23 protein-coding genes are annotated in these 25,286 nt (G+C 61.0%); 8 read left to right on the top strand and 15 right to left on the bottom strand.

Going from position 1 to position 25,286, the window contains the following annotated elements:
• Positions 1–24 precede the first annotated feature (24 nt).
• The 3 genes from AMM33_RS11005 (at position 25) to AMM33_RS21970 (ending at position 1,978) form a co-directional block, all read left to right on the top strand.
• Positions 25–756 (top strand): 4Fe-4S dicluster domain-containing protein, encoded by a 732-nt coding sequence (locus tag AMM33_RS11005; protein WP_369802433.1) that lies wholly within the window; start codon positions 25–27, stop codon positions 754–756.
• Between the two features lie 7 nt (positions 757–763).
• Complete coding sequence (locus AMM33_RS11000) at positions 764–1,690, top strand: dimethyl sulfoxide reductase anchor subunit family protein (RefSeq protein ID WP_090141257.1); 927 nt, start codon at positions 764–766, stop codon at positions 1,688–1,690.
• 147 nt (positions 1,691–1,837) lie between these two features.
• On the top strand, positions 1,838–1,978 hold the full coding sequence (locus AMM33_RS21970; protein ID WP_194945393.1) for a hypothetical protein: 141 nt from the start codon (positions 1,838–1,840) through the stop codon (positions 1,976–1,978).
• On the opposite strand, the gene crcB is transcribed toward AMM33_RS21970, so the two are convergent.
• The 5 genes from crcB to AMM33_RS10975 form a co-directional block, all read right to left on the bottom strand.
• Positions 1,965–2,357, bottom strand: a complete 393-nt coding sequence (crcB, locus tag AMM33_RS10995) for a fluoride efflux transporter CrcB (protein ID WP_090141255.1) — start codon at positions 2,355–2,357, stop codon at positions 1,965–1,967. The genes AMM33_RS21970 and crcB overlap by 14 nt on opposite strands.
• Before the next feature lie 26 nt (positions 2,358–2,383).
• A complete protein-coding gene (locus tag AMM33_RS10990) occupies positions 2,384–3,400 on the bottom strand; it encodes a recombination-associated protein RdgC (protein ID WP_255350686.1) in 1,017 nt (338 codons plus the stop codon).
• Positions 3,401–3,479: 79 nt separating this feature from the next.
• The gene (locus AMM33_RS10985) at positions 3,480–4,781 is read right to left on the bottom strand and encodes a TRAP transporter large permease (protein ID WP_090141253.1); all 1,302 of its coding nucleotides are present in this window, start codon (positions 4,779–4,781) and stop codon (positions 3,480–3,482) included.
• Positions 4,782–4,787: 6 nt separating this feature from the next.
• On the bottom strand, positions 4,788–5,297 hold the full coding sequence (locus AMM33_RS10980) for a TRAP transporter small permease (protein ID WP_090141251.1): 510 nt from the start codon (positions 5,295–5,297) through the stop codon (positions 4,788–4,790).
• 4 nt (positions 5,298–5,301) lie between these two features.
• Positions 5,302–6,276, bottom strand: coding sequence for a TRAP transporter substrate-binding protein (locus AMM33_RS10975; protein WP_090141249.1), 975 nt, complete (start codon positions 6,274–6,276; stop codon positions 5,302–5,304).
• 205 nt (positions 6,277–6,481) lie between these two features.
• Here AMM33_RS10975 and AMM33_RS10970 point away from each other — a divergent pair, with 205 nt between their 5' ends.
• Both AMM33_RS10970 and AMM33_RS10965 read left to right on the top strand, forming a co-directional pair.
• Complete coding sequence (locus AMM33_RS10970) at positions 6,482–7,024, top strand: winged helix DNA-binding protein (protein ID WP_194945392.1); 543 nt, start codon at positions 6,482–6,484, stop codon at positions 7,022–7,024.
• Positions 7,025–7,048: 24 nt separating this feature from the next.
• The gene (locus tag AMM33_RS10965; RefSeq protein ID WP_090141247.1) at positions 7,049–10,726 is read left to right on the top strand and encodes a hydantoinase B/oxoprolinase family protein; all 3,678 of its coding nucleotides are present in this window, start codon (positions 7,049–7,051) and stop codon (positions 10,724–10,726) included.
• Positions 10,727–10,823: 97 nt separating this feature from the next.
• Here AMM33_RS10965 and AMM33_RS10960 read toward each other — a convergent pair whose 3' ends face one another.
• From AMM33_RS10960 to gyrA, 10 genes are all read right to left on the bottom strand, one after another.
• The gene (locus tag AMM33_RS10960) at positions 10,824–11,126 is read right to left on the bottom strand and encodes a ComEA family DNA-binding protein (protein WP_090141245.1); all 303 of its coding nucleotides are present in this window, start codon (positions 11,124–11,126) and stop codon (positions 10,824–10,826) included.
• A gap of 104 nt (positions 11,127–11,230) precedes the next feature.
• Positions 11,231–12,388, bottom strand: a complete 1,158-nt coding sequence (gene lapB / locus AMM33_RS10955; protein WP_090141242.1) for a lipopolysaccharide assembly protein LapB — start codon at positions 12,386–12,388, stop codon at positions 11,231–11,233.
• Complete coding sequence (locus AMM33_RS10950; RefSeq protein ID WP_090141240.1) at positions 12,378–12,656, bottom strand: LapA family protein; 279 nt, start codon at positions 12,654–12,656, stop codon at positions 12,378–12,380. Before AMM33_RS10950 ends, lapB begins: the two co-directional genes overlap by 11 nt.
• A 135-nt stretch (positions 12,657–12,791) precedes the next feature.
• Positions 12,792–13,169 carry an integration host factor subunit beta gene (locus AMM33_RS10945; protein ID WP_255350690.1) on the bottom strand — a complete coding sequence of 126 codons (378 nt, stop codon included), beginning with the start codon at positions 13,167–13,169 and terminating at the stop codon, positions 12,792–12,794.
• Between the two features lie 51 nt (positions 13,170–13,220).
• Entirely contained in the window at positions 13,221–14,900 is a 1,680-nt protein-coding gene (gene rpsA / locus AMM33_RS10940) for a 30S ribosomal protein S1 (protein WP_090141236.1), read from the bottom strand.
• A 216-nt stretch (positions 14,901–15,116) separates the two neighbouring features.
• Positions 15,117–17,108 carry a bifunctional 3-phosphoshikimate 1-carboxyvinyltransferase/cytidylate kinase gene (locus AMM33_RS10935; protein ID WP_090141234.1) on the bottom strand — a complete coding sequence of 664 codons (1,992 nt, stop codon included), beginning with the start codon at positions 17,106–17,108 and terminating at the stop codon, positions 15,117–15,119.
• A gap of 3 nt (positions 17,109–17,111) precedes the next feature.
• Positions 17,112–18,008: a prephenate dehydrogenase gene (locus tag AMM33_RS10930; protein WP_228768075.1), complete on the bottom strand. Its 897-nt coding sequence runs from the start codon at positions 18,006–18,008 to the stop codon at positions 17,112–17,114.
• A 7-nt stretch (positions 18,009–18,015) separates the two neighbouring features.
• Entirely contained in the window at positions 18,016–19,116 is a 1,101-nt protein-coding gene (gene pheA, locus AMM33_RS10925; RefSeq protein ID WP_090141230.1) for a prephenate dehydratase, read from the bottom strand.
• A 36-nt stretch (positions 19,117–19,152) separates the two neighbouring features.
• Positions 19,153–20,244 carry a 3-phosphoserine/phosphohydroxythreonine transaminase gene (serC, locus tag AMM33_RS10920; RefSeq protein ID WP_090141228.1) on the bottom strand — a complete coding sequence of 364 codons (1,092 nt, stop codon included), beginning with the start codon at positions 20,242–20,244 and terminating at the stop codon, positions 19,153–19,155.
• A gap of 3 nt (positions 20,245–20,247) precedes the next feature.
• Positions 20,248–22,923 (bottom strand): DNA gyrase subunit A, encoded by a 2,676-nt coding sequence (gene gyrA / locus AMM33_RS10915; RefSeq protein WP_090141226.1) that lies wholly within the window; start codon positions 22,921–22,923, stop codon positions 20,248–20,250.
• 236 nt (positions 22,924–23,159) lie between these two features.
• Between gyrA and ompA the strand changes: the two genes are divergently transcribed.
• The 3 genes from ompA to AMM33_RS10900 all read left to right on the top strand — a co-directional run bounded on the left by ompA (position 23,160) and on the right by AMM33_RS10900 (position 25,282).
• Positions 23,160–23,813: an outer membrane protein OmpA gene (gene ompA / locus AMM33_RS10910; RefSeq protein WP_090141224.1), complete on the top strand. Its 654-nt coding sequence runs from the start codon at positions 23,160–23,162 to the stop codon at positions 23,811–23,813.
• A gap of 90 nt (positions 23,814–23,903) precedes the next feature.
• Complete coding sequence (gene ubiG, locus AMM33_RS10905; protein ID WP_090141222.1) at positions 23,904–24,614, top strand: bifunctional 2-polyprenyl-6-hydroxyphenol methylase/3-demethylubiquinol 3-O-methyltransferase UbiG; 711 nt, start codon at positions 23,904–23,906, stop codon at positions 24,612–24,614.
• A 2-nt stretch (positions 24,615–24,616) separates the two neighbouring features.
• On the top strand, positions 24,617–25,282 hold the full coding sequence (locus tag AMM33_RS10900; protein WP_090141221.1) for an HAD-IA family hydrolase: 666 nt from the start codon (positions 24,617–24,619) through the stop codon (positions 25,280–25,282).
• Positions 25,283–25,286: the final 4 nt, after the last annotated feature.

Genomic DNA, 25,286 nt, shown 5'->3' with positions numbered 1-25,286 from the left:
CCGGCCCCTGTCAGCCCCCATCTGATGGAGCCCGGCGGTGGTGGCGGTGGCGCGGCGCAGGCGGTGGACACCGACACGCCCACGCTGGCGCGTCAGCTGGCGCTGGTGATCGACCTCAACGTCTGCGTGGGCTGCCACGCCTGCGTGACGGCCTGCAAACAGTGGAACACCTCGGGCATGGCCGGGCCGCTGAGCGACGTCAATCCCTATGCGGCCGAGCCCACCGGCACCTTTTTCAACCGCGTGCAGACCTACGAAGCGGGCAGCTTTCCGAACACCGACACGGTGCACTTTCCCAAAAGTTGCCTGCACTGCGAAGACCCGCCCTGCGTGCCGGTCTGCCCCACGGGCGCGAGCTACAAGCGTGAGGCGGATGGCATTGTGCTGGTCGATGCCGACAAATGCATCGGCTGCAAATACTGCGCCTGGGCTTGCCCTTATGGTGCGCGAGAGTTTGACGAAGCCAGCGGCGTCATGACCAAGTGCACCCTGTGCGTGGACCGCATCCATAACCCCCTGCTGCCCGAAGCCGACCGCAAGCCCGCCTGCGTCAAAGCCTGCCCGACCAACGCCCGCCTGTTTGGCGACGTGAAAGACCCGAACAGCGAAGTCAGCCAGGCCATCCGCGATCGGGGTGGTTATGCCCTGATGCCCGAATGGAACACCCGGCCGGCCAACCAATACCTGCCGCGCCGAGTCACCCCGGCAGCGGTGTCGCCCCTGCCAAGCCCTGCGGGCAAAACTTCTCATCATTGAGGTCTTCATGCGTCCTGCCTGGTCCATCCTTTTGTTCACCACCCTGTCCGGCACGGCCCAGGGCTTGCTGCTGGCGCTGGCCGTGGCCAGCTGGCTGATGCCCCTGGACACGGGCTTTGCCCTCACGGCCATCGCGTTGGCCGAAGTGCTGCTGGTCGGCGGTCTGCTGGCCTCGTTCTTTCACCTGGGTCAAAAAGCCCGCGCCTGGCGGGCGGCGGCCATGTGGCGCACCTCGTGGATGTCGCGCGAAGTCATCGTGCTGCCCCTGCTCATGGGGTTGGTGGCGCTGTGGTGGCTGGGTTTGTACTTGGGCGCGTCAACCCTTGCCTTGCAGGCATTGTCTGCGGCGGTGGTGGTGGTCACGCTGGCGCTGTGGGTGTGCACCGCCATGATCTACGCTTGCTTGCGCTTTTTGCAAGAGTGGGCGCACCCGCTCACGGTGATCAACTTCACCCTGCTGGGCATGAGTTCGGGCAGCGTGCTGCTGTGCGCCCTGGCCAGTGGCATGGGGCAAACCGCGCTGCTGGCTTGGCTGCAGCCCTGGGTGCTGGGCAGCACCTTGCTGGCCTGGTTCATGCGTCGCCAGGCTTTGCGCCGCAACGCCCGCCTGTCCCCGATGTCAAGCCTGCAATCGGCCACCGGCATCCACCAGCCACAACTGGTGCAAAAATCCATGGGCATGTCGGCCGGCTCCTTCAACACCCGCGAGTTCTTCCACGGTGCCACAGCCCGCACCGTGCGCCGCATGCCCTGGGTGTTTCAGCTGCTGCTGTTTGCGCTGCCTTTGTTGTTGCTGGCCCTGCTTGGCGCACAGTCCCTGTTTGTCTGGCTGGGCGCTGTGCTGCTGCAGTTTGTAGGCCTGCTGGCCGAACGCTGGGTCTTCTTCGCCCAGGCCCGCCATCCGCAAAACCTGTATTACCAAACCGTGTCTTGAAGCGCGCTGTGGCGGCGAGTTTGCCAACGTCGGACTCTGCGAGTGCCGACCTGCGGGGAGGATGTCCTCCGTAGGTCGGAGCTTGAGCTCCGACAATGCTGGCTCTGGCTCTGGCTCTGGCTCTGGCTCTGGCTCTGGCACAGGCTCATGTCGGGGCTGAAGCCGCTGAGCTACAACGGTTATGTGGAACTGGATGGCCACGCTTCGCTCGCCATGACGGACAGTGGCCTGGAGTGCCGTGCATCGCTTGCCATGACGGTGCTTGAGTGGCCCTTCAGCTGCGGCTGAACCAGAGTGCGGCGGTTTGCAGCCCCAGCACGGTCAGTGTGAGCGATCCCAACAGGTGCAGGGCGGCGGTGCCCAGGGCCAGAGCAAAACGCCCTTGCTGCAGCATGCCCACCACCTGGGCCGAGAAGCTGGAAAACGTGGTCAGTGCCCCCAGAAATCCGGTGACCAAGGCCAGCCGCCAGACCGGGTCAAGCTCGGGCAGTTGCTGGAACACCCCCACGCACACGCCCACCAGATAGCCACCGATCAGGTTGGCGGCCAGCGTTCCCCAGGGCAAGAGGCCTGCGCTGGCGGTGCTGGGGTTGAGCCACAGGCCCAATTGCCAGCGTGACAAGGCGCCGACACAAGCACCGATGCAAATGGCGATCACGGTCAGCATGGTGTGGGTTCTTTATGGCCGGATCATCAGAAGGGCGGGTCTTCGTCGTCAGCGGTTTCTGCCGCTGTGCCCGATACGACGGACGAGTTCACCGGTTTGGGAATGGGGTTGGGAAGCGCTGGGTCGGCAGCCGCTGCGCCCAGTTCCATCTCGCCGCCCAGGGCTTCGATCAGGCTGTCGATCAGCGGCCCCAGCAAGCCGGTGGACAAGGCCACGTCGGCGTCAAAGCGGTCTTCGTTCTTGTCGGTGCCCGATTCGTCCATGACACCGTCGAGGTATTGCACTTTTTTCAGCTGCAGGGTCTCGGTCAGCACAAAGGCCACGCGGCCGTCCCAGCTGAGCGCGAGTTGCGTGGGCAGCTTGCCTTCCATCACATGCTTGCGCACGTCGTCGTTGGCCAGGTGGTGGCGGGTAAAGCGCACGCTGGCGGCGTCTTCGCCTGTGGACTTGAGCACGGTTTCGCGCTCCACGGTCAAATCAGACGGCCATTCGTCTGGGGTGGGGGCCAGCAGCCACTGGGTCATCGCGGCCTGCGGAGAGGTCACGGTCTGGATCAGGGAGACCGACAGGCCACCCATCACGTTCATCAATGCGGACATGACTTCATCGGCCTTGCCCTGGCTGCCCGCGTTCAGCACCAAGCGGCGGTTTTCCAGGTCCATCCACACCAGCACGGTGGATTGGCGGGCAAAGGCCTGAGGCAGCAGCGACAGCAGCACGTCGTCCATCAGGTCGCGCTTTTCCTTTTTGCCGGGTTTGCGGCCGGTGGCTGCTTCGATTTCGGCGATGCGTTCATCGGCTTTGCGGCGCACCACGTTGCCCGGCACCGCCTTGGACTCGATCATGAGTTTCAAGATCCACTGCCCGGCCACCGATTCGACCAACGGCCCATGGGCTTCACCCCGTGGGGGCACCCAGCCAATGGATTTTTCCTGGCTGGCGCCACATTCCACAAACTGCACCGGCTCCAGGGCCGCCTGCACATCGGCCAATGTGGGCGCAAAGCCCTCGCCGATGCGGTAAACCATCACATTTTTAAACACAAACAATCCTTACTGCCCAAATGAACAACCCGTCCTTTGGGGACGGGTTGAATCATAGAGGATGAACCTGCCTGCAAGCTCAGAGTTTCATCTGGGTGGGCAGCCAGGTCACGATGCCGGGCACAAAGTAAATCAACAACACAGCACCCATCATCAAAAAGAACATGGGCATGGACACCCGGGCGATGTAGGGCAGTTGCTTGCCTGTCATGCCTTGCAGCACAAACAGGTTGAAGCCCACGGGTGGCGTGATCTGCGCCATCTCGACCACAAACACGATGAAGATGCCAAACCAGATCGGGTCGATGCCGGCTTTTTGGACTGTGGGCATGAGCACGCCCATGGTCAGCACCACCATCGAGATGCCGTCCAGAAAGCAGCCCAACAGGATGAAAAACACCATCAAGGCCATGATGAGCGCAAAGGGGCTGAGGCCCAGGCCACCGATCCACTCGGCCAGGTGGCGGGGCAGGCCGATGTAGCCCATGGACAAGGTCAAAAACGCAGCGCCCGCCAAGATCAGGGCGATCATGCAGTACAGGCGTGTGGCCCCCATCAAGGCCTCTTTGAACACGGTCCAATTCATGGAGCCTTGCAGCGCCGACAGCACCAAGGAGCCCACCACGCCCACAGCCGCCGCCTCGGTGGCGGTGGCAAAGCCGGTGTAAATGGAGCCCAGCACCGCCGCAATCAGCAAGACCACCGGGATCAGGCTGCTGGAAGCTTCGAGCTTTTGCATGAAGCTCATGGGCGCGTCACGCGGCGGGATCTGGTCCGGATGGCGCAGTGACCAGTAAATGATGTAGCCCGAAAACAGCCCAGCCAGCAGCAAGCCGGGCAAGACGCCGGCGATGAAGAGCTGGGCAATCGACACATCGGCCGCCACGCCGTACACGATCATGATGATGGACGGCGGAATCAAAAGGCCCAAGGTGCCAGAGCCGGACAAGGTGCCGATGACCATGTCTTCGGGGTAGCCACGTTTTTGCAGCTCGGGCAAGGTCATCTTGCCGATCGTGGCGCAGGTGGCCGCGCTCGAGCCCGACACCGCGGCAAAGATCGCGCAGCCCACCACATTGGTGTGAAGCAAGCGCCCTGGCAGGGCCTGCATCCAAGGGGCCAAGCCCTTGAACATGTCTTGGCTCAGGCGCGTGCGAAACAGAATTTCGCCCATCCAGATGAACAGGGGCAGGGCGGTGAGGGTCCAGCTTGAGGCCGAGCCCCAGATGGTCACTGCCATGGCGTCCCCAGCGGGTCTGGCGGAAAACATTTGCATGCCAATCCAGGCCACACCCGAGAGCGTGAGGCCAATCCAAACACCACTGCCCAAAATCAGAAACAAGGTCAGGACCAACAGCCCTGTGATCATCAAGTCATTCATGGCGGTTCATTCGTTGCGCAGCATCTCGCCGCTGTCGGTGGCGGTGCGGCGACCCTGGATTTCGAGCACCAGCTCGTCGACAAAGGCCAGCGCAAAAATCACCGTGCCCAGGGCCATGACCAGCTGCGGAATCCACAAAGGCGTGGCGTCATTGCCCGTGGAGATGTCGTGAAACTCGATGGACTGCCACACCAGGCGGCAGCTGTAGAAGGCGAACAAACAAGCCAGCAGGCTGGCCAGCGACAGGCTAAACACCTCCATGCCCCGGCGTGCAGCCCCCTTGAACAAGCCCAGCACCAAGGTCACGCGGATGTGTTCGCCGCGCTTCAAGGTGTGGGCCAGCGCCAAAAAGCCCGCCCCGGCCATGAGGTAACCCGCATAGGCGTCGGTGCCGGGCACATGGAAGTGGAACTGCCGGCTCAGCACCGACAGCAGCACCATGAACAGCAGGCCACACATGCACAGCGCCGCCAAGGCAGCGGTGCTGGCATAAATGGCATTCAGCAGTCGGCGCATCGGCTCAACGCTTGAAGGCGTCCACAATGGCCTTGCCCTCGGCGCCCGATTTCTCCAGCCATTCTTTCATGATGGTGTCGCCCACCTTCTTCATGTCTGCCTTCAGCTGAGCCGAAGGCGGAGCGATGGTCATCCCGTTGGCCTTGAGGGTTTCCAGGGTCGTGGTGTTCACTTTGCGTGACTCGGCCCAGCCCCGTGTTTCGGCATCGGCTGCGGCTTTGAGCAAGGCGTCTTGTGTGGGTTTGTCCAGCGCGTCAAAGGCTTTCTTGTTGGCAATCACCGCGTTTTTGGGCAGCCAAGCCTGCACGTCGTAGTAGTACTTGAGGTGCTCGAACAGCTTGCTGTCCACGCCCGTGGCGCCCGAGGTCATGGTCGATTCGACCACGCCTGTGGCCAAGGCCTGCGAGAACTCAGCCGCTTGCACGGTCACAGGTTGGGCACCGACCAGTTCAGCGATCTTGGCGGTGGTGGGGCTGTAAGCACGCCACTTGATGCCTTTGAGGTCAGCCGCACTGTTGATCGGTTTTTTGCTGAAAATGCCTTGCGGAGGCCAAGCCACCGAGTACAAGAGCATCATGCCTTGCTCGGCGAGCTTCTTTTCCAGCAGCGGCTTTTGGGCCTTGTAGAGCTTCATGGATTCGTCATAGCTGTCGGCCAAAAAGGGCAGGCCGTCCGCACCAAAGGGTTGCCATTCGTTCTGGAAGTTGACCAGCAAAATCTCGCCCAACTGGGCTTGGCCGCCTTGCACCGCACGCTTGATTTCCGGGGCCTTGAAAAGGGAGGCGTTGGCGTGCACCGTGATCTTCAGCTTGCCTGCGGTGGCTTTGTCCACGTCGGCCGCAAACTGGGTCATGTTGACCGAATGGAAGTTGGTGGCTGGGTAAGCGGCGGGCAGGTCCCACTTGGTTTGGGCCGAGACAAAACCGGAAACAGCGAGCAGGCCAGCCAGCAGGCTGAGGTGAAGGGTGCGACGTTGCATGAAAACTCCTGTGAAAGTGGTGAAACAAGCGGTCAAAGGGCAGTGCAAGAGACGTGCCCGCTTCAAGCGCGCATCCGGTGCATCTGGCAGGTGTTCACTGTAGGCATGCTGCTGACGATTCGTGATCGGTGTTTTCCCTTAACGTCAACAAATTGTTGGCAAATTGTCGGCATCGGGCATAGACTTTCTGTCTTCAATTGCCCAGATGGACCCCATGCCGCGCAAAAATTCCCTCAGTTTGTCTGCCGCCAGCCCCATCGTGTCCTCGGCCCATCTGGTCTCGCCCGACAGCGCCGAAATGAGCGAGTTCGAGTTCGGCCTGATCGTGGCGGGCAACGCCTTTCACCGCTGGATCATCCACTGCATGGCGGCAGCGGGCCTGAAAGACCTGACGCCACTCGATGTGCTGGTGTTGCACCACGTCACGCACCGTGCGCGTGACAAGCGCCTGGCCGACATCTGTTTCATCATGAACATCGAAGACACGCATTTGGTGAATTACGCCCTGAAAAAGCTGCAAGGCCTGGGCGTGGTGGTGTCGCAAAAAAATGGCAAAGACGTGACTTATGCGGCGACCGATGAAGGGCGCGGTTATGTGCAGCGCTACCGCGAAATCCGCGAAAGCTGCCTGATTGATGCCCTGAAAGCCGACGATGGCCTGAACCGCGACATTGGCGAGTTGGCCCGATTGCTGCGTGTGCTTTCGGGCATGTATGACCAGGCGGCGCGTGCGGCTGCTTCTTTGTGATGTCTCTTTTTCTTCAAGCGCTCTATGACCGATTCCAAAAGCCCCCTCACTGGACAACAACGCTGGCAGTTCTGGATCGACCGCGGCGGCACCTTCACCGACGTGGTGGGCAAAAGGCCCGACGGCAGCTTGGTCACGCACAAACTGCTGAGCGAAAACCCCGAGCAATACCGCGATGCGGCGGTGGCGGGCATACGGCATTTGTTGGGCTTGAAGCCCGGTGAGCCGGTGACGCCCGAATTGGTGGAGTGCGTCAAGATGGGCACCACGGTGGCCACCAACGCCTTGCTGGAGCGCAAGGGCGAGGCCACCCTGCTGGTGACCACGCAGGGTTTTGGCGACGCGTTACGCATCGCCTACCAAAACCGCCCGCGTTTGTTTGACCGTCAAATCGTGCTGCCCGAGTTGCTCTACAGCGCGATGGTTGAGGCGCAAGAGCGCGTGGCGGTGGATGGTGAGGTCTTGCAACCTTTGGACGAAGCGCATTTGCGCACGCAATTGGTGAACAGTTTTGCGCAAGGTGTGCGCTCGGTGGCGGTGGTGTTCATGCACGGCTGGCGGCACACGGCGCACGAGCTGGCAGCCGCGCGGCTGGCGCGTGAAGTGGGCTTCACGCAGGTCAGCACTTCTCACCAGACCAGCCCGATGATGAAGCTGGTCAGCCGGGGCGACACCACGGTGGTGGATGCTTATTTGTCGCCCATCTTGCGCCGCTATGTGGACCAGGTGGCCAGCGAGATGCCGGGTGTGAAACTGATGTTCATGCAGTCTTCGGGGGGCTTGACCGACGCACAGGTGTTTGCAGGTAAGGACGCCATCTTGAGCGGCCCGGCGGGCGGTATTGTGGGCATGGCCCGCACGGCGCAGCTGGCGGGTCACGACAAGGTGATTGGTTTTGACATGGGCGGCACATCGACCGATGTGTCGCACTTTGCCGGGCAGTTTGAACGTGAGTTTGAAACCCAGGTGGCGGGTGTGCGCATGCGTGCACCGATGATGAGCATCCACACCGTGGCGGCGGGTGGAGGGTCTTTGCTGGCCTATGACGGTGCGCGTTTTAGGGTGGGCCCGCAAAGCGCGGGGGCCGACCCCGGCCCAGCCAGTTACCGCCGGGGCGGGCCGCTGGCCGTGACCGATGCGAACGTGATGGTGGGCAAGGTGCAGCCCCAATTTTTCCCGTCGGTGTTCGGGCCGGAGGCGAACCAGCCCCTGGACGCTGAGGTGGTGCATGGGCACTTCCAACAACTGGCCGCGCAAACCGGCCGCGCCGCCGAAGATGTGGCGCACGGTTTCATCCAGATCGCGGTGCAGCAGATGGCCAATGCGATCAAGAAAATTTCGGTGGCACGCGGCTACGACGTGACGCGTTACACCTTGCAGTGCTTTGGCGGTGCGGGCGGGCAGCATGCTTGTTTGGTGGCCGATGCTTTGGGCATGTCGCAGGTGCTGGTGCACCCGTTGGCGGGCGTGCTGTCGGCTTACGGCATGGGCCTGGCCGACCAAAACGTGATGCGAGAGGAATCTGTTGAGCGACGACTGGAGGCTGCAGCCATGCCCTTGATGGCCGAGCGCTTGCAAGCCTTGGGTGAGACCACGCGTCAAGCCCTGTTGGCGCAAATGGGCCAGGCGGTGGACGCGGCCCATGCCGACCGCATCGAGCTGCGCCAACGCGTGCATTTGCGCTACGAAGGCACCGACTCGGCGCTGGTCGTGCCTTGGGGCGATCAGGCCCAATTGGTGGCGGGTTTTGAGGCGGCGTATCGCCAGCGCTTTGCCTTTTTGATGCAGGGCAAGGCTCTGGTGGTCGAGGCGGTGTCGGTCGAGGCGGTGCTGCCCGGCGATGCCCCCGAAGAAGCCGTGCTGGCCGTGCACCCGCAGCGCGAGGTACCGCGCCGCGACACGGTGCGTGTCTACGCTGCCAATGCACAAGGCGTGGCCGAGTGGCAAGACGCTGCGCTGGTGGTGCGCGAAGACATGCGCCCCGGCGATGTGATCGACGGCCCGGCCATCATTGCCGAGAAAAACGCCACCACCGTGGTCGAACCCGGTTGGCAAGCACGCCTCACGTCACTCGACCATTTGCTGCTGGTGCGCGTGCAGGCGCGCGCAGTGCAACACGCGGCAGGCACGCAGGCCGACCCGGTGCTGCTGGAGGTGTTCAATAACCTGTTCATGAACATCGCCGAGCAGATGGGCTTGCAGCTGCAAAACACGGCCTACTCGGTCAATATCAAGGAGCGCTTGGACTTCTCGTGCGCCCTGTTCAGCGCCGAAGGGCACTTGATTGCCAACGCGCCACATATGCCCGTGCATTTGGGTTCGATGGGCGAAAGTATCCAGACCGTGATCCACGAGAACAAAGGCCGCATGCAGCCGGGCGATGTGTTCGTGCTGAACGACCCGTACCACGGCGGCACGCATTTGCCTGACATCACCGTGATCACGCCGGTGTATTTAGACGGCCACAAAGACCCCGTGTTTTATGTCGGCTCACGCGGGCACCACGCCGATGTGGGCGGCTTGACGCCGGGCTCCATGCCGCCGTTTTCCACGCGCATCGAAGAAGAGGGCGTGCAGATCGACAACGTCAAGCTGGTCGATGCCGGACACCTGCGTGAGGCCGAGATGGTGGCGCTGCTGCAAAGCGGCGAATACCCCTCGCGCAACCCGGCGCAAAACATGGCCGATCTGAAGGCGCAAATCGCCGCCAACGAAAAAGGTGTTCAAGAGCTGCGCCGCATGGTCGATCAATTCGGCCTGGACGTGGTGCAGGCCTACATGCGCCATGTGCAGGACAACGCCGAAGAATCGGTGCGCCGAGTCATCACGCGCCTGAAAGACGGCGCTTTCACCTTGCCGCTGGACAACGGCGCGCAGATCCAGGTGGCGGTGCGGGTGAACGCCGCTGAGCGCACGGCCGAGATCGACTTCACTGGCACCAGCGCTCAGCTGCCCAACAACTTCAATGCGCCCCGGGCGGTGTGCATGGCCGCTGTCCTGTACGTGTTTCGCAGCCTGGTGGACGACGACATCCCGCTCAACGCGGGTTGTTTGAAGCCGCTCAAGGTCATCATTCCGCAAGGCTCCATGCTCAACCCCAACCCCCCTGCTTCGGTGGTGGCGGGCAATGTGGAAACCTCGACGTGCATCACCAACGCGCTGTTTGGCGCTTTGGGTGTGATGGCGGGCAGCCAGCCGACCATGAATAACTTCACTTTTGGCAATGCGCGGGTGCAGTACTACGAAACGATTTCGGGCGGCAGCGGCGCGGGTGGGCGCTTTGATGCGCAAGGTCAGTTGGTCGGTGGTTTTGACGGCACCTCGGTGGTGCAAACCCACATGACCAATTCACGTCTCACGGACCCCGAAGTGCTGGAGTTCCGCTTTCCGGTGCGGCTGGAAAGTTATGCCATTCGACAAGGCTCGGGCGGCGCGGGGCGCTGGCATGGCGGTGATGGGGGTGTGCGACGCGTGCGCTTCTTGGAGCCGATGACGGCGGGCATTTTGTCCAATGGGCGCATTCATCCTGCCTTTGGCATGGCAGGTGGGCACAGTGGCCTGCCGGGCATCAACCGCGTGGTGCGCAGCGACGGCACGGTGCAGGAGCTGGGTCACATTGGCCAGGTCGAGATGCAGGTGGGCGATGTGTTTGAAATCCACACACCGGGCGGTGGCGGATTTGGCAAGCCTGAGCTGGCCTGAACCCAACGTCGGGGTCTGCGACCACCGACCTACGAGGGAGTCTGTAGGTCGGCACTCGCAGAGTCCGACATGGCCGAATTTGCCCAAGGCATCGATGTCAGCGCTTGGGGGGCGTGCTGGCAGGGGCCTGGGCATAGCCTTGGCCTTGCACCCGGACACCTTGCTCAGACAGGCTGGTGGCTTTTTTGGGGCCGATGCCTTTGACGCGTTGCATCACGTCTGGCCAATCGCGAAAGGGGGCTTTTTTGCGCTCACTCATCACCTCGCGCGTCAAGGTGGGGCCAACGCCTTTCAGGCCGTCGAGTTCAATTTCCGTGGCTTTGTTCAAATCAATTGACTGCGCCATGCTGAGTCCTGCAAACGCAAAAGCCAGCCATAAAGTGGCGATTATTTTCAACATGCTTGTTCTCCTTCAGCGGACTGCAATGTGCAGCCGTTTTTATTTTGGGAACTTAAATGCGCAAAAAATAGAGAGCAAACCCTTTGTTCAGGAGCAGGGCTGCTTCACAGTTCCTCCACCCTTCTGGGCGGGTAGCTGTCCCAAGCCTGGCAGCCCGGGCAATGCCAAAAGTGCTCTTTGGCCTCAAAGCCGCAAGCGGCGCAGCGGTAGCGGGCCAGGGGCCGTATGGCTTGTTCCAGCGCCTTTTGCACCGGTGCGGGCAAGGGCTGAGGCTGCTGGTTTTGACCGGCCAGCCAGCGTGTGGCGGCCATCAGGGAGGGCTGTTTTTGCAAATGATCCAAGTACAGCTGCTGTGCTTGAGCGGCCCCATCCGGATCATTGGCTTGCAGTGTGGTGATGGCTTCAAGCACGTCAATGCAGGGCTGGCGCAGGTAGTGGGCGTTGAGCAGCTTCAGGGCTTCCTGTGTCTGCTGGGCCAATAGTGCCGCCTTGGCCAAGCTGGCTGCGGCCAGGGGGGCGGTGATATCGGCGCGTTCAAACAGGGTTGACAGGGTGTCAAAAGCGGCTTGTGCCTGGCCTTGAGCCAGTTGCAGTTGACCCAACAGGATGCGGGGTCTGGGCGCTGTGGGTGTGTTTTGAATGACTGCCGTCAATATGTCCAGGGCTTTGACCGCATCGCCTTGTTGAACCGCTTCGCGGGCCAGCTCGCACTGGTAATGCGCCATGCGGATGCCAAAGTTGGCTTCGCCCGAGTTTTCCAGCAAGCGGGCCACCTTGGTCGCTTCTGGCCATTCGCGTGAACGTTCGTAGATGGCCAGGCGAGCCAGGCGGGCCTGGCCTTCATAGCTGGTGCCTTCGAGCTTGCGCAAGGCTTCTTCGGCGCGGTCGAGCAGACCGGCTTTCAGAAAATCGAGGGCCAGACCGTGCTGGGCGCGTTGTCGGTCGGCAGCGCTTAAATCAGCGCGGGAGATCAGATGTTCGTGCACGCGCACAGCGCGGTCGTATTCGCCCCGGCGGCGAAACAGGTTGCCCAAGGCAAAGTGCAGTTCGGAGGTGTCAGGATCGTTTTGAACGGCTTCGATGAACGCGTCGATGGCCTGGTCCTGCTGTTCATTGAGCAGGTAATTGAGGCCCTTGAAGTAAGCGCGTGGGGCTTGGCGGTTGGCAATGCGCATCTGGCGCAAATCCAGCCGTGAGGCCACCCAGCCCAAGGCAAAGGCGGCTGGAAGGCCCAGCAAAATCCAGGTCAGGTCAAATTCCACGGGGTACCTCGGTGGTGGGCGTCTGGGTGACGATTTGTTGACGCGCAGCCTGGCGATGACGCCACCAGCGCGGCACCATGCCCAGCACGCCAATCACCACCCCGAGGCTGAAGGCCGACAAGACCACCAACACGGTGGGTGCAGCCCAGTAAGTGCCAAAAAAGAAATTCACGCGTGTTTCTTGCTGGTTGTTCAGCGCAAAAGCAAACAGGGTGAAAAAAACAGCTGCTTTCAGTAGCCACTGAAGCAGCCTGAGCAGACGTTTCATGAATGACCTCGGGAAGCTGCAAACATTCTAACGGGGCATGCGTGCTGTGGAGGCTGGCAAAAGGTGCCGCTTTGGTGCTGTGGCCCACGGCGATGGGGGCTGGGCATGCATTCTTCGGGGACTTCAGCCGCGGTTTTACAAAACAGCGGAGGATGATGCCGCTTTGGCGGCGGCGGTGCCTGCGTCAACGGCTTCGCGCAAGGCTTTGCCAGGTTTGAAATGGGGGACCCGTTTTTCGGGAATGTGAACGCTCTCACCCGAGCGGGGGTTGCGTCCGACACGAGGGGGGCGACGGTTGATGGAGAAACTGCCGAAGCCGCGAATTTCAATGCGGTGGCCCTTGGCCAAGGCGTCGCTCATGGCGTCAAGTACGGTTTTGACCGCCAATTCCGCGTCGCGGTGGGTCAGTTGCGCAAAGCGCGCTGCAAGTTCTTCAACCAGATCGGAGCGGGTCATGTGCGTTGGACGTTGGGCGTTGAGCGTTGAGCGTTGAGCGTTAAGCGAAAAGGGCAGTTAACCCATGCACTTCGCTCAACGTCAAACGCTCAACGCTTAACTGTCACTTCAGTTGTTATCGAGCTTGGCACGCAGCAAAGCGCCCAGGCTGGTGGTGCCAGCGTTTTCGCTCTTGGATTGCTGCGACAGGGAAGCCATGGCTTCTTGCTGGTCAGCTTGGTCTTTGGCCTTGATCGACAGCTGGATGTTGCGGGTCTTGCGATCCACGTTCACCACCACAGCGGTCACTTCATCGCCGACTTTGAGCACGTGGCTGGCGTCTTCCACGCGGTCACGCGAGATTTCGGACACGCGCAGATAACCCACGATGTCTTCGCCCAGATCGATTTCAGCGCCCTTGGCATCCACGGTCTTGACCTTGCCGGTGACGGTCTGGCCTTTGTCGTTGATGGATGTGAAGGTGGTGAAAGGATCGGAGTCGAGCTGTTTGATGCCCAAGCTGATGCGCTCGCGGTCCACGTCCACAGCCAAGACCAAAGCCTCGACTTCTTGACCCTTCTTGAATTCGCGCACAGCGTTTTCGCCGGTTTCGTTCCAGGACAGGTCGGACAGGTGCACCAAGCCGTCGATGCCAGCAGCCAAGCCCACGAACACGCCGAAGTCGGTGATCGACTTGATCGGGCCCTTGACGCGGTCGCCGCGCTTGGTGTTTTGAGCAAACTCTTGCCAGGGGTTGGCACGGCACTGCTTCATGCCCAAGCTGATGCGGCGCTTGTCTTCGTCGATCTCGAGGACCATGACTTCGACTTCGTCACCCAAAGCCACGATCTTGGAAGGCGCAACGTTCTTGTTGGTCCAGTCCATCTCAGACACGTGCACCAAGCCTTCGATGCCGGGTTCGAGTTCCACAAACGCGCCGTAATCGGCGATGTTGGTGATCTTGCCGAACATGCGTGTGCCCTGTGGGTAGCGGCGGTTCACGCCCATCCAAGGATCGTCGCCCATTTGCTTGAGACCCAAGGACACGCGGTTTTTCTCGGTGTCGAACTTGAGGATCTTGGCGGTGATTTCCTGACCGGCTGTGACCACTTCGGAAGGGTGACGGACACGGCGCCATGCCATGTCGGTGATGTGCAGCAAACCATCGATGCCGCCCAAGTCCACGAACGCACCGTATTCGGTGATGTTCTTGACCACACCGTGAACGATGGAGCCTTCGCGCAATGTTTCCATCAGCTTGGCGCGCTCTTCGCCCATGGAGGCTTCCACCACTGCGCGGCGGCTCAGCACCACGTTGTTGCGCTTGCGGTCGAGCTTGATGACCTTGAATTCCAGGGTCTTGTTCTCATAGGGTGACAGGTCTTTGGTAGGACGTGTGTCGACCAAAGAGCCAGGCAAGAAAGCGCGGATGCCGTTGACGAGCACCGTGAGGCCACCCTTGACTTTGCCGCTGGTCACGCCAGTGACGAACTCGCCGGATTCCAGGGCTTTTTCCAGAGACATCCACGAAGCCAGACGCTTGGCGGTGTCGCGCGACAAGATGGTGTCGCCGTAGCCGTTTTCGATCGAGCCAATGGCCACAGAGACAAAGTCGCCCACTTGGACTTCGATTTCGCCCTGGTCGTTCTTGAATTCTTCGAGGGGCACGTAGGACTCGGACTTGAGACCGGCGTTGACGACCACGAAGTTGTGTTCGATGCGCACCACTTCAGCGGTGATGACTTCACCAGGGCGCATTTCGGTACGTTGCAGGGATTCCTCAAAGAGGGCGGCAAAAGATTCAGACATGTGATTTCCTCATCCACAAACAGGACTGACGAGCGCGACATGCGTCGTTTCCAGGAGCTGACTGTGGCGATTGCTTGGCGGTGTGAACCGCGGTTAGTTGATAAAAAACCACCTGGCCAGTGTGCAAGCTGCACGAGGAGAGCCGGGTGGAACTTCAGGTCAGCCTGCGAGGGGGCAAGCTGGGTTGGCTGTGTTCAGTTAATTGACTCAGGTTGGTTAACTGAAAACCTGCCGACTTTGCCACCAGACCATCACCTGTTCCACCGAGGCTTCGATGGTCAAGGACGAGTTGTCCAGTTGCAAGGCATCTTGTGCGGACTTCAGAGGCGCCACGCTGCGGGACATGTCCCGGGCGTCGCGCGCTTCCAAGTCAGCGCGAAGAGCGTCGATGTTAGCCGAAAAACCCTTAGAAATCAATTGCTTATGCCGTCTTTCGGCCCTTTGGGCCGCGCTGGCGGTCAAAAACACCTTCAAAGGGGCTTCTGGAAAGATCACCGTGCCCATGTCGCGGCCATCGGCCAAGAGGCCGGGCAGTCGCTGAAAACTGTGCTGCAACTGCACCAGCGCCTCGCGCACGGCGGGATAAACCGAGACTTTGGAGGCGTTCATGCCGCCTTGTTCGCTGCGGATGGCATCGGTCACGTCCACATTGTTCAACAACACCTGCTCGCCTTCAAAGTGCACGGGCAGGCTGCGGGCAAGGTCGGCGATCTTGGCTTCGTCGGTGGCCTCGAGCGTTAAGCCCGCTTGCAAAGCGGCGTGGGCGGTCACGCGGTAGAGTGCGCCCGAGTCGAGGTAGTGGTAGCCCAAAGCAGCGGCCACACGGCTGGCCAGCGTGCCCTTGCCCGAGGCCGTGGGGCCGTCGATGCAAATCACTGGAATGTTGGAGGCCGCCGTGTGCGCCACCGAGAAGAGCGCCTCGAAATAATCGGGAAAGGTCTTGGCCACGCACTTGGGGTCTTCGATGCGCACCGGAACCTGGTCGGCGTTGAAGGCCGCGAGCGAGAAGCACATGGCCACGCGGTGGTCGTCGTAGGTGTGGATGCTGGCGCGTTGCCACTTTCCGGCAGGCAGGGGGTGGATGGTGATCCAGTCCGGGCCTTCTTCCACAGTAGCCCCGAGGTTGCGGCTTTCGGTGGCCATGGCCACGATGCGGTCGGTTTCTTTCACGCGCCAGCTGGCGATGTTGCGCAGCGTGGTCGGGCCGTCGGCGTACAGCGCCATCACGGCCAGCGTCATGGCCGCGTCGGGAATGTGGTTGCAGTCGAGCGTGATGCCCTTCAGGGGCCAAGCGCCGCGCTGAATCTCCAGCCAGTTGGGGCCGCTGGTGATTTTTGCGCCCATTTGGGCTGCGGCGTCCATGAAGCGGATGTCGCCCTGGATGGAGTCAGCGCCCACGCCCTGGATGCGGATGCCATCGCCTTTTGCAATGGCACCGAGTGCGATGAAGTAGCTGGCCGATGACGCATCGGCTTCGACGTGGATCGTGCCGGGCGACTGGTAGCGGCTGCCCGCCGGGATCACAAAGCGTTCCCAGCCTTGGCGCTCCACGGCAATGCCGTAACGCGCCAGCAGGTTGAGCGTGATCTCGATGTAGGGTTTGCTGATGAGTTCGCCCACCACCTCGATGGTGATGGCGCGGTCTTGGGCTGCAAGCGGCAATGCCATTAGCAGCGCCGTGAGGAACTGGCTGGATACATCGCCACGCACGGGAATGGGTTTGTCCAGTTGCAAGGCAGGCTGACGAATACGCAGCGGCGGGTAGCCTTCGTTGCCCAGGTAGTCGATGGCGCAGCCCAGCTCGCGCAGGGCGTCCACCAAGTCGCCGATGGGCCTCTCGTGCATGCGGGGCACGCCTTTGAGCGTGAAGTCGCCGCCTTGCACCGCCAAAGCCGCTGTGAGCGGGCGCATGGCCGTGCCCGCGTTGCCCATGAAAAATTCAATCGCTTCGGTGGGCCATGTGCGGCCGCCCAGGCCAGTGATGGTCACCGTGGTGCCTTGCACCTCGACACCGCAGCCCAGTTGGCGCAGCGCGGCCAGCATCACGCGGGTGTCGTCCGAATCCAGCAGGTCGTGGACCACGGTGGTGCCTTGGCACAGCGCCGATAGCAGCAGCACGCGGTTAGAAATGCTTTTGGAGCCGGGCAGGGTGACGGTGCCGGACGCGCCTTGCAGCGCAGGAAGGTCGAGGAAGGCGGTGGAGAACATGGGTCAGTCTTCAGAGGCTGGGTGGCAAGCGTGGCCCGCTTGCAGCGTCCAGGCCGAGCGCACCTCGCTGGCTTGTTGAATCAGTTGCTGCAGCGCGGCGGTGTCGCCTTGGGTCAATGTGTTTTCAAACTGGTCGAGCGCAGCGCGAAAGTGCGCCATCTGCGTGAGCACTTCGGCCCGGTTGGCGCTCAGGATGTCGCGCCAGACGGCGGGGTCGCTGGCGGCGATGCGTGAAAAATCCCTGAAGCCCGGGCCTGCCATCTCCAAAAACGCAGCGCCTTGCGGCTGTGCAGTGAGCGCATTGACGGCCGCAAAGGCCAACAGGTGAGGCAAGTGGCTGACGGCCGCAAAGGTGGCGTCATGCGCCTCAGGCGTCATGTGGCTCACATGGCTGCCGATGGCGGTCCAGACCTCACTCGCAGTTTTGATTTGGCGGATGCTGTTGTGTGGCAAGGGCGTGAGGATGGTGCGGCGCGCTTGGTAGAGCGTGCCTTCGGCATGCTCGATGCCGGCCACTTCTTTGCCCGCAATCGGGTGGGCAGGCACCAAGCAATTGAGGCGTTCGCCCAATGCGGCCTGGGCTGCCGCGATCACGTCGCATTTGGTGGAGCCCACGTCCATCAGCAAGGCGTTGGGTGACAGGGTCTCTCGAAGCGCAACAAAGCTGCTGTGCATGGCCCCCACGGGCACGGCCAGCAAGACCAAATCGGCACCTTGCACCGCCTCGGCCACGCTGCTGCAGGCTTGGTCGATGACCTTCAGGTCCACTGCGCGTTGGCGTGTTTTTTCGGAGGCGCTGAAACCGGTGATGTGCTGCACCAGACCCGCTTGGCGCAGCGCGAGCGCAAACGAGCCGCCCATCAGGCCGCAGCCAATCAGGGCCAGGCGTTGAAATTTCACCGCGTACTCACTCGGGCACGGGGTAAGAACCCAGCACCTTGTAAAACGCGCACAGGCCTTGCAGCTCTTGCAGGGCCGCCGCCACATGCGGCTCGCTGATGTGGCCTTGCAGGTCGATGTAGAAGTAATACTCCCACTGGCCCGATTTGGCAGGGCGCGACTCAAAACGCGTCATGGACACGCCGTTGTTCTTGAGCGGCACCAACAAGTCGTGCACCGCACCGGGGCGGTTGGGCACCGACACCACCAAGCTGGTGCAGTCCTTGCCCGAAGCGGGTGGCGTGGCCAAGGTTTGGGGCAAACTGATCACGGCAAAGCGTGTGCGGTTGAACGCTTCGTCCTGGATGGCGTGGTGCACGATGTGCAGGCCAAACTGGCTGGCAGCGCGTTCGCTGGCCAGCGCCGCCCAAGCGGGGTTGGTGGCGGCCAGGCGCGCGCCTTCGGCGTTGCTGGACACGGCGCGGCGCTCCACATGCGGCAGGTGCTTGGACAGCCAACCCTGGCACTGGGCCAGCGCTTGGGGGTGGGCCATCACGACCTCAATGCCTGCGTCGGAATTGAGTTGGCGCAGCAAATTGAAGCGCACCTGCAGGCTGACTTCGCCCACCACATGCACGGGCGAACGCAAAAACAAATCGAGCGAGCGCGCGACCACACCTTCGGTGGAGTTCTCCATGCCGACCACGCCGTACTGGGCGGTGCCCGCAGCGGTGGCGTGGAAGACTTCGTCGAAGTTGGCGCAGTAAATCAGGTTGGCCGCGCTGCCAAAAAATTCAATCGCTGCTTGTTCACAAAACGTACCTTGTGGCCCGAGCACCGCCACGCGTTGTGGGGCCTCCAAGGCCAGGCAGGCCGACATGATCTCGCGCCAGATGGAGGCGACGTGTTCGTTTTTCAGAGGCCCTGGGTTGGCATGGGTGATCTTGTCGATGACCTGGGCCACACGGTCGGGACGGAAGAAAGGCGAGCCTTCTGCACGCTTGATCTCGCCCACTTGCTCGGCCACATGGGCGCGTTGGTTCAGCAGGCTCAGCAGCTGTTTGTCCAGCGCATCAATTTGCACACGCAAAGCGCCCAAGGCATCCGACTGAATGGGTTGTTGGCTCATGTCTCGTTTTCTTTCTGGCGGCCTGCTGGAGGAGCTTCAGGCCTGTGTTTTTTCAAATTCGCGCATGTAGGCCACCAAAGCCTGCACGCCTTCGATCGACATGGCGTTGTAAATGCTCGCGCGCATGCCACCCACTGATTTGTGGCCCTTGAGCTGCAACAAATTGGCTGCTTTGGCACCGGCCAGAAAGGCGTCGTTGCGCGATTCGTCGCGCAAGAAGAAGGGCACGTTCATGCGTGAGCGGCAGTCTTTGGCGACACGGTTTTCAAACAAGCTGGAGCTGTCGAAAAAGTCGTACAACAGTTGTGCCTTGGCGATGTTGCGTTGCTCCATGGCGGCGATGCCGCCATTTTTTTTGAGCCACTGGAACACCAGCCCGGCGATGTAAATGCTGTAAGTGGGCGGCGTGTTGTACATCGACTGGTTGTCACTCACCAGCTTGTAATCAAAGGCGCTGGGGCAATGCGGCAGTGCATGGCCGATCAGGTCTTCGCGCACGATGACCAAGGTCAAGCCTGCTGGGCCCAAATTCTTTTGCGCACCGCCAAAGGCCAGGCCCACACGCGACCAGTCCACCGGACGGGAGGCCACATGCGATGAAAAATCCACCACCAGCGGGGCGTCGCAGCCTAAAGCCTTGAGGTCGGGCAATTCATGGAACTCCACACCGTGGATGGTTTCGTTGCCGCAAATGTGCACATACCGGCTGTCAGGGTCGATTTGCCAAGACGCTGGCGCGGGCAGGGTGGTGAAACCGTCTGCTTGCGCCGAGGCCGCCACGCGTGCTGGCCCGTATTTACCAGCCTCTTGAAGTGATTTTTGGCTCCAGCTGCCGGTCAGCACAAAGTCCATGGCCCCGCCTTGCGACAGGTTCAGCGGCACGATGGCGTTTTCAGCCAGGCCACCGCCTTGCATAAACAAAATCTTGAAATGGGCGGGCACGGCCAGCAGCTCACGCAGGTCGGCTTCGGCCTGCTCGTAAATGCTGATGAACTCCTTGCCGCGGTGGCTCATCTCCATCACGCTCATGCCTGAGCCGTGCCAGTCCAGCATCTCGGAGGCGGCTTGCTGCAACACAGCCTCGGGCATGACGGCGGGACCCGCCGAGAAGTTGAAAGCGCGCCCCATCACTTATTCCGCTGCAGGTGCGCTGTCGTCTGTCGGTGCATCGGCCTCGCCTTCAGCGGCATTCGCGTCGTTTTCCACGATGCGTTGCAGGCCCGACAGCTTGGCGCCTTCGTCCAGGCCGATCAGGGTCACGCCTTGTGTGGCGCGGCCCAGCTCGCGGATTTCGGACACGCGTGTGCGCACCAAAACACCGGTGTCGGTGATCAGCATGATCTCGTCATCGGCGTGCACCAAGGTGGCGGCCACGACTTTGCCGTTGCGCTCGGATTGCTGGATGGCGATCATGCCCTTGGTGCCACGTCCGTGACGGGTGTATTCGGTGATGCTGGTGCGTTTGCCGTAGCCGTTTTCGGTGGCCGTGAGCACGCTGGCGCGGGCTTTGGCCTCGTCGGTGGGTGCATCGGGGTTTTCTTGCTCCGACACCAACATCGCGATCACGCTTTGGTGGTCTTCGATCATCATGCCGCGCACACCGCGTGCACTGCGGCCCAGGGGGCGCACATCGTTTTCGTCAAAGCGCACGGCCTTGCCGCCATCGCTGAACAGCATCACGTCGTGCTGGCCGTCCGTGAGGGCCGCACCAATCAGGAAGTCACCCTCGTCCAAATTGACGGCGATGATGCCGCCCTTGCGCGGGTTGCTGAATTCGTCGAGCGATGTCTTCTTGACCGTGCCCATGGAGGTGGCCATGAAGACGTATTGGTTCTCGGGGAAGGTGCGGGCCTGGCCGGTCAGGGCCAGCACCACGTTGATCTTTTCGCCTTCTTGCAAAGGGAACATGTTGACGATGGGGCGACCGCGTGAGCCGCGCGAACCAGCAGGCACTTCCCAGACCTTGAGCCAATACAAACGACCCCGGTTGGAGAAGCACAGCAGGTAGTCGTGTGTGTTGGCGATGAAGAGCTGGTCGATCCAGTCGTCTTCTTTGGTCGCAGCGGCTTGTTTGCCACGGCCGCCACGCTTTTGCGAGCGGTATTCACTCAAAGGTTGGCTCTTGATGTAACCGCTGTGGCTGAGCGTGACCACCATATCGGTGGGCGTGATCAGGTCTTCGGTGGACAGGTCTTGCGCGCTGTGCTCGATCTCGCTGCGGCGAGCGCCAATCTTGGTTTGGCCGAATTCCTGGCGCACGGTGCCCAGCTCGTCGCCAATGATGGTCGACACGCGTTCGGGTTTGGCCAGAATGTCCAGCAGGTCTTCGATTTCGGACATGACCTCTTTGTACTCGGCCACGATCTTGTCTTGCTCCAGCCCGGTCAGGCGCTGCAGGCGCATTTGCAAAATCTCTTGCGCTTGTGTGTCCGACAGGCGGTAGAGGCCATCCTGGCCCAAACCGTATTCGCGCTCCAGACCCTCGGGGCGGTAGTCGTCGGCGTTCACCACCGAGCCGTCATCGCGGGCGCGGGTCAGCATGGTGCGCACCATCTGGCTGTCCCAGGCGCGGGTCATCAACTCGGCCTTGGCCACAGGGGGTGTGGGCGCGCCACGGATGATCGCGATGAAGTCGTCGATGTTGGCCAAAGCCACCGCCAGGCCTTCGAGCACATGGCCACGGTCACGCGCTTTGCGCAGCTCGAATACCGTGCGGCGCGTCACCACTTCACGGCGGTGCTGCAGGAAGACCTGGATCAGGTCTTTCAGGTTGCACAGCTTGGGCTGGCCGTCGATCAAGGCCACCATGTTCATGCCGAAGGTGTCTTGCAGCTGCGTCTGTTTGTAGAGGTTGTTGAGCACCACCTCGGGCACGGCACCGCGCTTGAGCTCGATCACCAAGCGCATGCCCGACTTGTCGGACTCGTCCTGGATGTGGCTGATGTCTTCAATCTTTTTCTCGTGCACCAACTCGGCCATGCGCTCTTGCAGGGTCTTTTTGTTGACCTGGTAGGGCAGTTCATCGACCACGATGCACTGGCGCTGGCCTTTGTCGATGTCTTCAAAGTGGCACTTGGCCCGCATGACCACGCGGCCGCGCCCGGTACGGTAGCCTTCCTTGACACCGGTCATGCCGTAAATGATGGCGCCTGTGGGGAAGTCGGGCGCGGGCACGATCTCCATCAGCTCGTCGATCGAGGCTTCGGGGTTGCGCAGCAGGTGCAGGCAGGCGTCCACCACTTCGTTCAGGTTGTGTGGCGGGATGTTGGTGGCCATGCCCACCGCGATACCGCCCGAGCCGTTGATCAGCAAATTGGGCAGGCGCGAGGGCAGCACCAGCGGCTCTTTTTCCGAGCCGTCGTAGTTGGGGCCAAAGTCAACCGTTTCCTTGTCGATGTCGCCCAGCATCTCGTGGGCGATCTTGGCCAAACGGATTTCGGTGTAACGCATCGCCGCTGCGTTGTCACCGTCCACCGAGCCGAAATTACCCTGGCCGTCCACCAGCATGTGGCGCATGGAAAAGTCTTGCGCCATGCGAACGATGGTGTCGTACACCGACTGGTCGCCGTGCGGGTGGTATTTACCGATCACGTCACCCACGATACGGGCCGACTTCTTGTAAGGACGGTTCCAGTCGTTGTTGAGCTCGTGCATGGCGAACAAAACCCTGCGGTGCACGGGTTTTAAGCCGTCGCGCGCATCGGGCAGGGCGCGACCGACGATCACGCTCATGGCGTAATCGAGGTAGCTGCGCCGCATTTCCTCTTCCAGACTGATGGGCAGTGTTTCTTTGGCGAACTGGGTCATATATCAATAAGGCAGGGTGAGGGGCGCTATGCAAAGTGTAGATTTTAGGTGCAACTGAGTGTCGCATACATGCAACAACTGCTATTCGTTCCAGGCTTGAAAGAGCAGGTGTGTGGTTCATTTCACGATTCAGTCCGTTGTCTATGGCACAATATTTGGTAACGAATCGGGTGAAGGTCATCCGGTCCGTCATTTTTCGCAGCGAGTCTGCGGCTTTATCTCTCAAGAGGAAGAACATGAAAAAACTCAGCAAAGTGGCAATGTTGTTGGCCTCCGCAGCTCTCGCAACCGTTGCCAGCGCTCAAACCGTTGACAACTGGCGCAATGGCTCTGGCGATCTGGTCTGGAAAAACGGCACTCAAGAGCTGTGCTGGCGCGATGCCAACTGGACACCTGCAACTGCAGCTGCCGGTTGTGACGGCGCTATTGTGGCCCCTAAGGCTGCCGCTCCTGCTCCTGCTCCTGTAGCACCTGCCGCCGCAGCTCCAGCTCCCAAAGCAGCAGCACCCGCAGCTGCTGTTGCACCAGCCGCCGCCACCAAAGTCACCTACGCCGCTGACGCTTTCTTCGACTTCGACAAATCGGTCCTGAAAGCTGAAGGCAAAGCCAAGCTGGACGATCTGGTTGGCAAAGTCAAGGGCATCAACCTGGAAGTCATCATCGCCGTGGGTCACACCGACTCCGTGGGCTCGGATGCTTACAACCAGAAGCTGTCGGTCAAGCGTGCTGACGCTGTGAAGGCCTATTTGGTGTCCAAGGGCATCGAAAAGAACCGTGTCTACACTGAAGGCAAAGGCGAGAAGCAGCCAGTTGCTGACAACAAGACATCCGCTGGCCGTTCCAAGAACCGCCGCGTTGAAATCGAAGTGGTCGGTACACGCCCTAACTGATCTTTGACAAGACCGAAAAAAAGCCCCAGCGATGGGGCTTTTTTTCGTCTGTCGTTCATGTCGTGCAGCTGTTCACCGACAATCAGTCTCATGACTACAAGCCATTCCAACGTTGATCCGGCCGAACTGGCCAAGTTTTCTGACCTGGCCCACCGCTGGTGGGACCCTGAAAGCGAATTTCGTCCCTTGCACCAGATCAACCCGCTGCGCCTGGAGTGGATCAACAGCTTGGTGCCCTTGACAGGCCTGAATGTCGTGGACATTGGTTGTGGTGGCGGCATTTTGGCCGATGCCATGGCCCGCAAAGGTGCGCAGGTTTTGGGCATTGATCTGGCCATAAAATCCCTCAAGGTGGCCCAATTGCATGCTCTGGAAGCGGGCACTCAAGGTGTGCAATACCGCGAACTCAGCGCAGAAGGGCTGGCAGAAGAACAACCCGAGCAGTTCGATGTGGTCACCTGCATGGAAATGCTGGAACACGTGCCCGACCCCTCTGCCGTCGTCAAAGCCTGCGCCCAACTGGTCAAACCCGGTGGCTGGGTGTTCTTTTCTACGCTCAACCGCAATCCCAAATCCTTTTTGTTTGCCATCGTCGGGGCCGAATACATCCTCAATTTGCTGCCCAAGGGCACCCACGAATTTGCCCGCCTGATCAAGCCCAGTGAGTTGACCACTTGGGCGCGTGATTTCGGGCTGGACGCCAAAGGCTTCAAGGGCATGGAATACAACCCCTTAACCAAACGCTATTGGCTTAGCCAGGACACCAGCGTGAATTATTTGCTCGCTTGCCGGAAAGCCTGACCATGTTCCACAACGCTCAAGCCGTCTTGTTTGATCTCGACGGCACCCTCATAGACAGCGCGCCTGATCTGGGTGCAGCCGTGGACCAAATGCGTGTGGCACGCGGTTTGTCGTCCCTTTCACTCGAGCACTACCGGCCCATGGCCGGCGCCGGAGCCCGGGGTATGCTGGGCCTTGCCTTTGGCATGACACCCGAGCACCCCGATTTTGAGGTCATGAAAGAAGAGTTTTTCGTCACCTACGAAAACTGCATGACCGAACGAACCCGCATCTTCGACGGCGTGGTTGAAATGATCGAACGCCTAGTGGCCTTGGGGCTGCCCTGGGGCGTGGTCACCAACAAATCCAGCCGATTCACCGACCCGCTGACCGCGGCTATTCCTTTGTTTGCCACGGCCGGCGCCATCGTCAGCGGCAACACCACACCCCACGCCAAACCGCACCCCGAGCCTTTGTTTGAGGCTGCACGGCGGTTATCGATTGACCCGGCGCGTTGCGTGTACGTTGGCGACGACGAGCGCGACATCGTCGCAGGCCTGGCTGCAGGCATGGGCACCGTGGCCGCCACCTATGGGTATTTGGGCCAACAGAGCGATATTTCGCGCTGGAATGCCCATTTGCACATTGATTCACCGATGGACCTCTTGAAATTCCTCAAGAGCGCCTAAAATA

The sequence above is a fragment of the Limnohabitans sp. DM1 genome, assembly GCF_001269385.1.
Lineage (GTDB): Bacteria > Pseudomonadota > Gammaproteobacteria > Burkholderiales > Burkholderiaceae_C > Limnohabitans_A.
The sequence above is the reverse complement of the archived record's forward strand: the minus strand, read 5'-3'. Positions and strand labels throughout refer to the sequence as shown.